This window comes from Gluconobacter japonicus (genome assembly GCF_002723975.1).
In the GTDB taxonomy this organism is placed as follows: domain Bacteria; phylum Pseudomonadota; class Alphaproteobacteria; order Acetobacterales; family Acetobacteraceae; genus Gluconobacter; species Gluconobacter japonicus.
The window spans coordinates 1-11,653 of the sequence record NZ_BEWO01000002.1; the positions used below are offsets into that span (position 1 = coordinate 1).

General features: G+C 56.8%; 10 protein-coding genes. 4 read left to right on the plus strand and 6 right to left on the minus strand.

What is annotated here, in order from left to right; genetic code table 11:
• Window positions 1-55 precede the first annotated feature (55 nt).
• A complete protein-coding gene (gene ilvD / locus GJA01_RS01365; protein WP_062505707.1) occupies window positions 56-1,912 on the minus strand; it encodes a dihydroxy-acid dehydratase in 1,857 nt (618 codons plus the stop codon).
• 153 nt (window positions 1,913-2,065) lie between these two features.
• On the opposite strand from ilvD, the gene GJA01_RS01370 reads away from it, so the two are divergent.
• Both GJA01_RS01370 and msrA read left to right on the plus strand, forming a co-directional pair.
• Window positions 2,066-3,997, plus strand: coding sequence for a CocE/NonD family hydrolase (locus GJA01_RS01370; RefSeq protein ID WP_062505733.1), 1,932 nt, complete (start codon window positions 2,066-2,068; stop codon window positions 3,995-3,997).
• Between the two features lie 52 nt (window positions 3,998-4,049).
• The gene (msrA, locus tag GJA01_RS01375) at window positions 4,050-4,592 is read left to right on the plus strand and encodes a peptide-methionine (S)-S-oxide reductase MsrA (RefSeq protein WP_062016932.1); all 543 of its coding nucleotides are present in this window, start codon (window positions 4,050-4,052) and stop codon (window positions 4,590-4,592) included.
• A 4-nt stretch (window positions 4,593-4,596) separates the two neighbouring features.
• On the opposite strand, the gene GJA01_RS01380 is transcribed toward msrA, so the two are convergent.
• The 5 genes from GJA01_RS01380 to GJA01_RS01400 all read right to left on the minus strand — a co-directional run bounded on the left by GJA01_RS01380 (window position 4,597) and on the right by GJA01_RS01400 (window position 10,105).
• A complete protein-coding gene (locus GJA01_RS01380) occupies window positions 4,597-5,910 on the minus strand; it encodes an ABC transporter ATP-binding protein (protein WP_062505706.1) in 1,314 nt (437 codons plus the stop codon).
• Window positions 5,907-7,553 (minus strand): ABC transporter permease family protein, encoded by a 1,647-nt coding sequence (locus tag GJA01_RS01385; RefSeq protein ID WP_062505704.1) that lies wholly within the window; start codon window positions 7,551-7,553, stop codon window positions 5,907-5,909. Before GJA01_RS01385 ends, GJA01_RS01380 begins: the two co-directional genes overlap by 4 nt.
• Window positions 7,554-7,643: 90 nt before the next feature.
• Window positions 7,644-8,099, minus strand: coding sequence for a dUTP diphosphatase (dut, locus tag GJA01_RS01390; RefSeq protein ID WP_062505702.1), 456 nt, complete (start codon window positions 8,097-8,099; stop codon window positions 7,644-7,646).
• 23 nt (window positions 8,100-8,122) lie between these two features.
• Window positions 8,123-9,313 carry a bifunctional phosphopantothenoylcysteine decarboxylase/phosphopantothenate--cysteine ligase CoaBC gene (gene coaBC, locus GJA01_RS01395; protein ID WP_062505700.1) on the minus strand — a complete coding sequence of 397 codons (1,191 nt, stop codon included), beginning with the start codon at window positions 9,311-9,313 and terminating at the stop codon, window positions 8,123-8,125.
• A 3-nt stretch (window positions 9,314-9,316) separates the two neighbouring features.
• The gene (locus GJA01_RS01400; protein ID WP_010501584.1) at window positions 9,317-10,105 is read right to left on the minus strand and encodes a class I SAM-dependent methyltransferase; all 789 of its coding nucleotides are present in this window, start codon (window positions 10,103-10,105) and stop codon (window positions 9,317-9,319) included.
• A 30-nt stretch (window positions 10,106-10,135) separates the two neighbouring features.
• On the opposite strand from GJA01_RS01400, the gene mutM reads away from it, so the two are divergent.
• Complete coding sequence (mutM, locus tag GJA01_RS01405; RefSeq protein ID WP_062505731.1) at window positions 10,136-10,969, plus strand: bifunctional DNA-formamidopyrimidine glycosylase/DNA-(apurinic or apyrimidinic site) lyase; 834 nt, start codon at window positions 10,136-10,138, stop codon at window positions 10,967-10,969.
• A gap of 124 nt (window positions 10,970-11,093) precedes the next feature.
• Window positions 11,094-11,363 (plus strand): 30S ribosomal protein S20, encoded by a 270-nt coding sequence (gene rpsT / locus GJA01_RS01410; RefSeq protein ID WP_010501582.1) that lies wholly within the window; start codon window positions 11,094-11,096, stop codon window positions 11,361-11,363.
• The last annotated feature ends 290 nt before the right edge of the window (window positions 11,364-11,653 follow it).

An 11,653-nucleotide genomic window follows, 5' to 3' on the forward strand; every position in this document is an offset into this window, starting at 1 on the left:
GACGGCCAGAAGATGATGGCCTCTCCCGAGCTAAGAGAGGCCGTAGAGCGGGTGATCAGCCGCGTGTCTTCACAATAATCTGGGAAAGATCACGAACAGCGCCATTGGCCGCACTGGTCGTCATGGCGGCATACGCTTGCAGAGCACGGGAGACGTAGCGCGTCCGGTTCGGCTTCCAGGCAAGTTCACCGCGATTGTGCATGGCTTCACGACGGCTGGAAAGCTCTGCATCCGAAACATCCAGATGCATACCGCGGTTCGGTATATCGATCACGATACGATCGCCATCTTCCACCAGTCCGATCAGACCACCTTCAGCAGCCTCTGGCGAGACATGACCGATCGAAAGGCCAGAACTACCGCCTGAAAAGCGACCATCTGTAATGAGGGCACAAACCTCGGCCAGCCCCTTGGATTTCAGATAGCTGGTCGGGTACAGCATTTCCTGCATCCCCGGACCACCGCGCGGCCCTTCATAGCGGATGACCACAACATCTCCGGCGACGATCTTGTTACCCAGAATAGCGGCAACAGCATCATCCTGACTTTCGAACACGCGGGCAACACCCGTGAAGGTCAGAATATCTTTTGCGACGCTGGCCGTCTTCACAATGGCCCCATCCTCGGCAAGGTTGCCGTACAGAACAGCCAGTCCACCATCCTGTGAGAAGGCGTTTGGTTTGTTGCGCAGAACACCCGCTTCACGATCCAGATCCAGATCATGATACCGGCTGGACTGCGAGAAGGCATGAACAGTGCGCACACCGCCCGGAGCGGCGCTGAACATGTGACGGGCTTCTTCATCCCCGTTCGCGATGTCCCATTTCTGCAGGGCATCGGTCATGGTGGGCGCATGAACAGTCGGAACTGATGTTTTAATCAGTCCAGCACGGTCCAGCTCACCGAGAATGGCCGGGATGCCGCCAGCACGATGCACGTCTTCCATGTGAACATCGGCCTTGGCTGGTGCCACCTTGCACAGGTGCGGAACCTTGCGAGACAGACGGTCGATATCCGCCATATGGAAATCGACTTCGCCTTCACGCGCTGCCGCCAGAAGGTGAAGAACCGTATTTGTGGACCCGCCCATGGCGATATCCAGCGTCATTGCATTTTCAAACGCACTTCGCGTCGCGATGCTGCGGGGCAAAACAGAAGCATCATCCTGCTCATACCAGCGACGTGCCAATTCCACAGAAAGACGGCCCGCGCGCAGGAACAGATCACGACGATCCGCATGCGTGGCCAGCAGGGAACCATTACCCGGCAGGGCAAGACCCAGAGCTTCCACGAGGCAGTTCATGGAATTGGCCGTAAACATGCCGGAGCATGATCCGCAGGTTGGGCAGGCAGAGCGCTCGATCTGCTCGGACTCACTGTCCGACACATTCGGGTTAGCAGCTGCCACCATGGAATCCACGAGATCCAGCTTGCGCTCGATGCCCGGACCGTTGAGCTTGCCGGCTTCCATCGGGCCGCCGGAAACAAACACGACAGGAATGTTCAGGCGCAGAGACGCCATCAGCATACCCGGCGTGATCTTGTCGCAGTTGCTGATGCAGACGATGGCATCTGCACAATGGGCATTGACCATGTATTCGACGGAGTCAGCAATCAGTTCACGCGAGGGCAGGGAATACAGCATCCCGCCATGGCCCATCGCGATGCCGTCATCAACGGCGATCGTATTGAATTCCTTGGCAACACCGCCCGCTTCTTCAATAGCGGACGCAACAAGAGACCCCATGTCTTTCAGATGGACATGACCCGGCACGAACTGGGTGAAGGAGTTCGCAATCGCGATAATGGGCTTTCCGAAATCCCCATCTGTCATTCCCGTTGCGCGCCAGAGGGCACGCGCGCCAGCCATGTTGCGGCCATGGGTTGTGGTACGGGAACGATAGGCAGGCATCAGAATAGAACTTTCATATCAGAAGGAGCCATGCTCCATAGCGAATCAAACAAAAAAAGACCAGCACAGGAAAGATATGAAAAGCATTCTTTCCCGCTCTTGCTAGATGGGAACACACGAGGCCAAAATCCATTCAAAGATCAGGAGCCTTTTGTGAAACGTTATCTTCTCAGCCTTGGAACGGCTCTTTCCCTTGTCTGTAGTCCCGTCGCACTGGCGGCTCCAGCATCTGCTGGACCGGCCGTGACGCCAGACATGATCCAGACCGGAAATGACATTCCAGCTCATGCCGCCCTGCCAACTGATCAGCAGGATTACATCAAGCGTGACGTCATGATTCCCATGCGGGATGGCGTGAAGCTCCATACCGTGATTGTCATCCCCAAGGGAGCAAAAAACGCACCGATCCTGCTCACGCGGACACCGTATCATGCCAGTGAACGCCTGAACCGCATTCCCAACGCGCCAACCATGCGTGAGATCTGCCCTCAGGGCGATGGCGTTTTTGTTGAGGAAGGCTATATCCGCGTCTTTCAGGATATCCGTGGAAAATACGGATCTGAAGGCGATTACATCATGACGCGCCCTCCGATGGGCCCGCTTAACCCGACCAAGACAGACGACACCACCGATGCGTGGGACACGATCGACTGGCTTGTGAAAAATCTTCACGAAAGCAACGGTCGCGTTGGCATGACCGGCTCTTCTTATGAAGGCTGGACCGTCGTGATGGCCCTCCTGGATCCGCATCCAGCCCTTAAAGTTGCGGCTCCCGAAAGCCCGATGGTGGATGGCTGGATGGGTGACGACTGGTTCCACTACGGTGCCTTCCGCCAGACCGGCCTTGACTACTTCACCATGCAGATGAGCGAAGCTGGTGAAGGGCCAACCATCCCCCGGCTAGACGCCGATGATTACACCAACTTCCTGCGAGCCGGCTCAACCGGAGCTTTCGCGACCAAAGCAGGTCTTGATCAATATCCCTGGTGGAATCGCCTGAAAGCGCACCCGGCCTATGATGCGTTCTGGCAGGAACAGGCTCTGGATCAGATTCTCGTCCGCAAGCCTCTGAAGGTTCCAACAATCTGGGAACAGGGTCTGTGGGATCAGGAAGATATGTGGGGGGCGATCCATTCCTGGATGAACCTCAAGGCCCATCACACGCAGGTCCCAAATGTCCTTGTCATGGGACCATGGCGCCATAGTGGCGTCAATTATGATGGCTCAACGCTTGGCCCGCTCCATTTCGATGGTGATACCGCACTCTGGTATCGTTCCAACGTCATGCGTCCGTTCTTTGATCACTATCTGAGAGACGGCGCCGATCCGCATCTTGATGAAGCGATCATCTACAATACAGGCGAGAATCATTGGGACCGTTTCCGCAACTGGCTTGCCGAGTGTGATACGACCTGCCTGATGCGAGGCGAGCGTCTCTACCTCCAGCCCGATCACGGCCTGTCGTTCAAGCGGACGTTGCCGGGAACGGATGCTTATATCTCTGACCCGTCTCATCCGGTTCCGTTCATGCCACGGCCTTACACCGCCAACGATCCACGCTGGAAACCCTGGCTTGTCACGGATCAGCGTTTTGCAGAAAGCCGTCCCGATGTTCTGACGTACGAGACACCCGTTCTTGATGCGCCTGTCCGCGTCTCCGGCGTTCCAACTGCAGACATTTTTGCATCCACAACAGGCACAGATGCAGACTGGATCGTAAAAATCATCGACGTTCAGCCCGGCGTTACACCGGACCGGCCAGAGATGGGCGGATACGAACTCCCGATTTCCATGGATATCTTCCGCGGACGTTACCGCAATGACTTCGCCCACCCATCCGCTATTCCGGCAGGGCAGGTTCAGGAATACAAGTTCACGCTGTCAGCCGTGAACCATGTGTTCCAGAAAGGGCATCGCATCATGATCCAGATCCAGTCGAGCTGGTTCCCGCTCTATGACCGTAACCCGCAGACCTATGTACAGAATATTTTCGATGCCAAACCATCGGACTACCACACCGCCACCCAGACCATTCACCGGGGCGGAAACGCTGCCAGTGCCGTCTGGCTGCCAGTCGTGAAATAAGGACGGGGCCTCCCTATATGGGGAGGCTCACCTCCCTCAGGAGATCCCGCTCATGAGTACACACTCTTCCATTCTTCTTGGCGCAGGCTGCTTCTGGTGCGTAGAGGCCGTTTTTACCGGTCTACGCGGAATCATTTCGGCTGATCCGGGATACGCGGGCGGCCATGTGGACAATCCGTCCTACGAAGCCGTCTGCACAGGGAATACCGGTCACGCAGAAGTCGTGAAGGTCGTTTTCGACCCTCAGGAAATTTCCCTGCACGATATTCTGCGCGTCTTTTTCACGACCCATGACCCAACCCAGCTTAACCGTCAGGGTAATGACATCGGCACACAGTACAGGTCTGTTATTTTCGGAGACGCAGAGCAGCAACGTGTTGCCCAGGCCGTCAAAGATGAAATTACGGCAGAACAGATCTGGCCCGCACCGATTGTCACAACCATCGAAGGTCCCGCCCATTTCTGGCGCGCAGAGGAAAAGCACCTCGATTATTTTGCTCGCAACCCGGAAACCGCTTACTGCGCAGCGGTTGTCGCTCCCAAGGTCGCCAAAGCCCGCAAACTATACCGGGATCGACTGAAAAACCCAGCCTGAGACCTTACTCTTCGGTTTCCAAATGAAAGCGGTCTGACTCTTCATCGTAATCGAAGAGTTCCGCATAGCGTGCCCAACCGATCGCTGTTGTCAGCGTCTGTTGGGCATAATCGGGAGACATGCTTTCTTCCAGCGCCTTTCGAAAACGATTGGCATCCACGACATGGTTGGACCGCTCATCGAGCGTACTGCGGATGGCGCGAAGAAGTGGCAGATAATGCAACAAGGCCGTGCGCATTATGTCACGTCGCGCATCAGCGTCCCCTTCGACAAACAGGCGTCCTTCATCCGTCAGAAGAATATCGCCATCCTCAAGCTCCGCCAGTTCCAGAAGCTGTAGCGACTCACCGAGCGAAAGCAGATCATCAAGCGTCATCTGAAGACGCTGCGCCAGTTCGGGAAGGTCCGCACGACCGGATAGAGGCGCGCCATTCAGCACTTCCATCAGCCCGACAAGAACCTCCACAGGAAGATCAGGCAACACAATGGAGAGCGGTGGCAACGCCGCAGGAGACAAACCAACTGTTGTCTCGGCTTCAGAAACGATCGGGGCCCGGCGTGTCATCAACGTATAGATCTGATCCACAAACCGGCGAAAATCCGCATCCTCACGGTTTCTAGGGTGCGGAAAGGGGACATTGATTTCGTGGGTCACGCGCCCGGGACTGGAAGAAAAAATCAGAATCCGGTCACACATCAGCACCGCTTCCTCAATGCCATGTGTCGCCAGCAACATGGCATGAAGGGAAGACAGTCTCTTTTCTGCCCAGAGTTCAATCAGGTCCGTGCGAAGATTTTCAGCACTCAGAACATCCAAAGCAGAGAAAGGCTCATCAAGCAGAAGCAAAGACGGCTGTAATGCGAGCGCTCGTGCAAGGGACGCACGCTGGCTCAACGCCTCCGACAGCTCCTTGGGATAAGCGTTTTCGTATCCTTCCAGTCCCATGACCGCAATCGCCGCACTGGCCTGGCTCTCACGATCCGCCCGCGATAAACGACGCACCTCAAGCCCGAGAAGCACATTCTGCCGCAGGGTCAGCCATGGAAAGAGCGCTCCGGACTGAAAAACCGTAGCAACACCATCGAGCGGCCCGTTAACGGGCTTTCCCTGCCAGAAAACCTTTCCTTCCACAGGCGGCATCAATCCGGACATCACACGCAGAAGAGATGATTTTCCTGAACCGGAACGCCCAAGGAGACCAAGAATTTCTCCGGCACGGACATCAAAGCTCACCTGATCGAAAACAACGAGATCAGCATTGCTGTCTTTCAGATAGGTCTGACGACAATTCTGGAGACTGAGCAGGGTTCGGGTCATTGGATCGCGTATTTCTGAGCGGCATGAACCGCAAGGGGCTGAAGAACGAGACGGTCCAGCAGCATGGACAAAAGTGTGAGAAGCATGAGAACAACAACCTGAGCCGCAATCTGCCCCTGAAGCATATCAGCCAGCAGCGTTGCTCCCAGACCGGTGTCTGACGGCACAAATGCCTCCGCAATCATGACAGCATCCCAGATGGGGACGGCCGCCAGCAGAAGTCCGCCACACAGATCAGGAGCCACGGCTGGAAGAATAAGCCGCTTCCAGAGCAGAACGCCTTTGAGGCGCAGACCTCGCGCCACCTGACGGAAAGGTCCCGGAATAGCCTGCATGGCATCCAGAACCGTCCCCCCCGTCAACCAGTGTGCGCCCACGAACAGCAAGACTGCTGCAGGGATAATCTCGAACTTGCGGAAAAGAGGATACAGCAGAACAGCCGGGAACAGCGCCCCCCCAAGCACAAACAGTCTTGCAAACCGGAAGACGCGCTCGCTTGCATCAAAAAAGAACAGGGCCAGAGGTAGCCAGAGCATCCCGCACAGTACCAGCGCGCCACAGACGTGCGAAAGCGTAAGAAGACTCTCGAGCAGATCATAGGGCAGGCGGTCTGTCAGGTGGCTTTTGGCAACTGCCAGCCCCAGAAGGATCAGGGACGCCAAAGGCACAAGCCAGTCTGGCACTGGAACAGAGACGGAGGACAGCGCAGGCATATGCCGGCGCACTCGACCCACACGCCAGTTTCCAATCCCTCCAATGAGCCTGTGCAGACCTACACTGGCTCCATTGAGGATCGCAGACTCACGCCAGAACTGGAGGACCCAGGATCGTCCACGGTTTTTCTGGGATTGCGGACCGTCCAGCCGGTAGCGCTGTGCCCACCCCATCATCGGGCGTGTCAGGCACTGATCGACGATCAGGATGAGCAGGACGGCCAGGCTACCGGCCGCCAGAAACCAGAAAGCGTGATGCGTTTCGAGGCCAATCAGAGCCTGCGCTCCCAAGCCGCCGACATCATGACGTATCAGGAGCGTCGCAAGGCCTTCCACACATAAAAGGCGGAACCATAAACCCGGCATGGCCTGAGACGCACGGAACGTTACAAGAGGAATGGCAACCGGCATCTGCAAACGCCAGAAATGCTGCCATCCCGTCATGTGAAGACCTGTTGCAACTTCGTTCAGTTCGGGCAGAAGCGTTTCTTCAGCATCCAGAATGGCAGTCAGGACACGCCAGATCATGTTGAAAGCCGCCACACTCACGATAACGGCGACAGGTGGTAGGGCCAACGCCAGAAGTCCCACCAACCCCAGTCCGGGAATGGATCGCGCTACGGACAGCGCAGGCACCAGCAATCGACGAAAGCGTGGAAACTGGCGGGACAAACCGGCCAGAGCCAGAGAGACGGCAACGACCGTGATCAGAGCCAGAAACGCATGCAAAAGCGTGAATAAAAGCTCTTGCCACACTGGAACCGCGGGCCTCTCTGGCAGCACCACAGAAGCAGGCACCCAGACTGCCTTCTTCACAAGAAAAAGACAGAGGGCAGTCCCGGCAAACAGGATCGAAAGTTCAATGCCGCTCATGCGCTGTCGCCAGCGATGCATGACACGGATGGGCATGGCCAGAGGGCTGCCCGTCATGATGACTGTTGTCCTCCCGGTTTCAGAGAAACCGAGAGTAAGGAAGGTTCTTCCGGAGGCTCAAGTGTTTTCTGCATATCTCAGGAGGTCTTAGTGGCCGGTACTGCCAAAACCACCTGCGCCACGTTCCGTTTCATCCAGAGACGGAACTTCCTGCCACCGTAGTCTGGACACAGGAGCCAGCACCCCCTGAGCAATCCGTGTGCCACGCTCGATCGTGAAAGGTTCCGTCCCGGCATTCATGACAATGATGCCAATCTCGCCACGGTAGTCTTCATCGATTGTCCCAGGAGAATTCGGCAGCGTAATGCCATGCTTCAGAGCCAGACCAGACCGCGGGCGTATCTGAAGCTCATAAGCTGAGGGCAGGGCGATGCACAAACCAGTCGGGACAAGTGCACGACCGCCTGGTTCAATCGTCACCGGGGCCGAAATAGCCGCAACAAAGTCGAAACCAGCGGCTCCGGAGGTGGCATAGGATGGAAGAGAAAGCCCTCCCGCATGAGGAAGACGCGTAATGCGGACATCAATCAGATCGGTCGTCATGACGCTTCTCTTATCCCGGATTTTCAGGCGGTTGAAGACTCGAAGGTTTTGGAAATCCGCTCTGCCAGCTTTCCTGCCACTGCGGATTTATCCATCTCCGGCCATTCTTCTATGCCATTACCGTCAATCAGGCTGACAAGATTCCGATCTGCCCCGAAAACCCCACGACGAACATCATTGGCCACCAACCAGTCACAGCCCTTACGCTGACGCTTGGCGAGCGCATTTTCCAGAACGTCATCTGTTTCCGCCGCAAAGCCGACAACCAGCTTGGGACGGCTGGCATGACGGCACAGCGTTGCCAGAATATCCGGGTTCTCAACAAGACTGAGGGTTGGGGGGCCATCGCCCGTCTTCTTGATCTTGCTTCCAGCCGGAACGCTGGCGCGCCAGTCACTGACAGCAGCCGTACACACGGCGATATCTGCGGGAAGCGTGGCCTCACAAGCCGCCAGCATTTCCTCGGCAGTCTGGACTTTTACGCAGGCCACACCATCAAGAGCAGGAATCGAGACCGGGCCGGTGACAAGCGTGACCCGCGCTCCAAGGGCCGCAAGGGCTTCTGCAATAGCATATCCCTGCTTGCCGGAGGAATGATTGGATATGAACCGAACAGGATCGAGAGGTTCGACAGTGGGCCCAGCCGTCACAAGAGCATGAAGTCCAGCCAAAGACTGGTCTGGCGTGAGAGCAGCCACAATCGCGTCCCGCAGCACATCAGGCTGACTCAGGCGCCCCGGCCCAAACTCGCCGCAGGCCATACTGCCCTCATCTGGCCCAACCACCTGCACGCCACGTTGCCGAAGAAGTGTGAGATTGGCCTGCGTTGCGGGGTGCTCCCACATGCGCACATTCATCGCAGGAGCAAGCAGGATGGGGGTCGTCGTCGCCAGAAGCAGCGTCGTTGCCAGATCATCAGCAATGCCATGCGCCATACGCGCCATGAGATTGGCCGTAGCCGGGCAGACCACGACGAGATCTGCGCTTCTCGCAAGCGCAATATGGCCGATTTCGCTTTCCTGCGTGGGGGCAAAAAGCGCGTCATGCACGCACTCCCCAGACAGGGCCTCCAGACTGAGAGGTGTAATGAACGCCTTGGCCGCGTCTGTCATGACCGGGGTGACGGCAATGTTCTCAGCTTTCAGAAGGCGCACAAGTTCGAGCGCCCGGTAAGCTGCAATGCCTCCACCAACAATCAGCAGAACACGACGCATGAATTACAGACGCCAGCCGGAATGAATGGCCGCGATTCCACCAGAGAGATTGCGATACTGCACGCGCTCCAGACCAGCATCACGCATCATCTGAGCAAGCGTCTCCTGATCCGGGAACATGCGGATGCTTTCCGCAAGATACTGATAACTGTCCGCATCCTTGGCGATCAGTTGCCCCATCTTCGGCAGAACCTTGAAAGACCACGTATCATAAACAGGTGACAGCGCAGCAATTTCAACGCGGGAAAACTCAAGACAGAAGAAACGCCCGCCCGGCTTCAGCACACGACGCGCTTCTCGCAGGACAGCGTCCTTGTCCGTGCAATTGCGCAAACCAAAAGCAATGGTCACACGATCAACGGAGCAGTCAGGCAGAGGAATCGCTTCCGCATCTACAACGCAGACTTCGATCTGGCCAATCAGCCCCGCCTTGATGGCGCGGTCACGGCCGACGGACAGCATGGCGGAGTTGATGTCGGACAGGATGGCCGGACCACCACCGGAGCGCAGCCAGCCAAACGTGATGTCACCCGTTCCGCCAGCCAGATCCAGCAGCTTCATGTTCGGGCGCGCACCAAGCATCCCCACAAAAATCCGCTTCCAGACGCGATGGATACCCAACGACATGACATCGTTCATGATGTCATATTTGCCAGCGACGCTCTCAAACACCTCCCTGACCATGGTCTTCTTCTGGTTCCGCGGGACATTGCGGTAACCAAAATCCGTGGTGTCTCCGGTCTGCTCGGAAGACGGGAAGGGCGGGACGTTATGTTCAGCGCTATCGGTCATGGGGCAATCGATATATCTTTGTGTCCAGTCATGCCAGAGCTTCCAGAAGTCGAAACCGTTATGCGTGGGTTCCGCACCGCCTTCGAAGGGCAGCGGATCCGTCACGTTACCGTCAACCGCCCTGACCTCAGATGGCCATTTCCCTTGGATCTCCGGGAAAGGCTGGAAGGACAGGACGTGCTCTCCTTTCATCGTCGCGCGAAGTATATTCTCATGCGCGTCGGGAAGGGCACGAGCATGATGCTGCATCTGGGAATGTCCGGCAGACTGCTCCTTGGACAGTCCGGTATGAACACGACTCCGTCCAAGCATGAACATCTGGTGCTGGAAACAGAGAACGGTGCCCGCGCGGGCCTCGTGGATCCGCGGCGATTTGGGATGGTGGATCTTGTTGCAACAGATCAGGAAAACGCGCACCGCCTCCTGAGCGGTCTCGGCATTGAGCCGCTCTCGGAAAGCATGACAGGCCCGTATCTGCACAGCCTCATGCAGAGCAAGCGCACTCCGATCAAAACGGCTCTCCTTGATCAGCGGCTCATCGTAGGTCTCGGCAATATCTATGTTTGCGAGGCGCTGTTCCGCAGCCACATCCACCCCACACGCATGGCCATGTCTCTTAGTAAAAGGGAAGCGAATAGCCTCGCCGCTTCCATACAAGCTATTCTGACAGAGGCCATCGCATCTGGAGGGTCGTCTTTAAGAGACTATGTTCAGGCCGATGGCACAAAGGGCGGCTTTCAGGACCTGCACCTTGTCTACGGACGGGCAGGAGAGGCATGCTTAAAGTGCGGGACAGGTTATCCTGTTTCACGCATCACACAGGCAGGTAGATCTACATTCTACTGCACAAACTGCCAGAAATAAGGAAGACTCTGCGCAGACGCCCCGTGTGTATAAAATGTGCAAAACGCTTGACGTCCCCGCTCATGACGGGTAGAGGGCGCCAATCATTTTCCGCGACAAGACCGCTAACTGAACCGAAAGATCCATGGCAAATACAGCTTCTGCCCGTAAGCGCATCCGTCAGAACGAACGCCGCCGCGAGCGCAACGTGGCCCGCGTGTCCCGTATGCGTACCTTCATCAAGAAGGTCGAACAGGCTATCCAGTCTGGCGACAAGACGGCTGCTGCCGAAGCATACAAGGTTGCACAGCCTGAAATGCAGCGCGCTGCTGGCAAGGGCGTCGTCGCAAAGAACACGATCAGCCGCAAGCTGTCCCGTCTGTCTGCCCGCATCAAGGCTCTGGCAACCGCCTGAGCCCCTTTGCAGGGTATGAACTGAAGAACGCGCTCCCCTCAGGGAGCGCGTTCTTTTTTGACCATACTGCAACACCTCGCCTCGGCACCTCTGAACCTTTCGTGTTCCAGCTTGCTTCGGTTTGGGCAGAAGCCTATCCTGCCAGATCAAGCTCAGTGCCAGAGGCTCTGTTTTCTCCGGTAAGCGTTCGCTTTATTTGAAGCGCCACCCAATCCTGTGTGGACGTTCTCCGTTGGAAGCATATCCACCCTGCGTGCAGGGAACCATGACAGACGCCCCATCGTATCTGG

Excerpts from the sequence above, each read along its gene's own strand:
- ilvD (WP_062505707.1), bottom strand. The coding sequence starts at position 1,912 with ATGCCTGCCTATCGTTCCCGTACCACAACCCATGGCCGCAACATGGCT.
- msrA (WP_062016932.1), top strand. The coding sequence starts at position 4,050 with ATGAGTACACACTCTTCCATTCTTCTTGGCGCAGGCTGCTTCTGGTGC.
- GJA01_RS01380 (WP_062505706.1), bottom strand. The coding sequence starts at position 5,910 with ATGACCCGAACCCTGCTCAGTCTCCAGAATTGTCGTCAGACCTATCTG.
- GJA01_RS01385 (WP_062505704.1), bottom strand. The coding sequence starts at position 7,553 with ATGACGGGCAGCCCTCTGGCCATGCCCATCCGTGTCATGCATCGCTGG.
- dut (WP_062505702.1), bottom strand. The coding sequence starts at position 8,099 with ATGACGACCGATCTGATTGATGTCCGCATTACGCGTCTTCCTCATGCG.
- coaBC (WP_062505700.1), bottom strand. The coding sequence starts at position 9,313 with ATGCGTCGTGTTCTGCTGATTGTTGGTGGAGGCATTGCAGCTTACCGG.
- GJA01_RS01400 (WP_010501584.1), bottom strand. The coding sequence starts at position 10,105 with ATGACCGATAGCGCTGAACATAACGTCCCGCCCTTCCCGTCTTCCGAG.
- mutM (WP_062505731.1), top strand. The coding sequence starts at position 10,136 with ATGCCAGAGCTTCCAGAAGTCGAAACCGTTATGCGTGGGTTCCGCACC.
- rpsT (WP_010501582.1), top strand. The coding sequence starts at position 11,094 with ATGGCAAATACAGCTTCTGCCCGTAAGCGCATCCGTCAGAACGAACGC.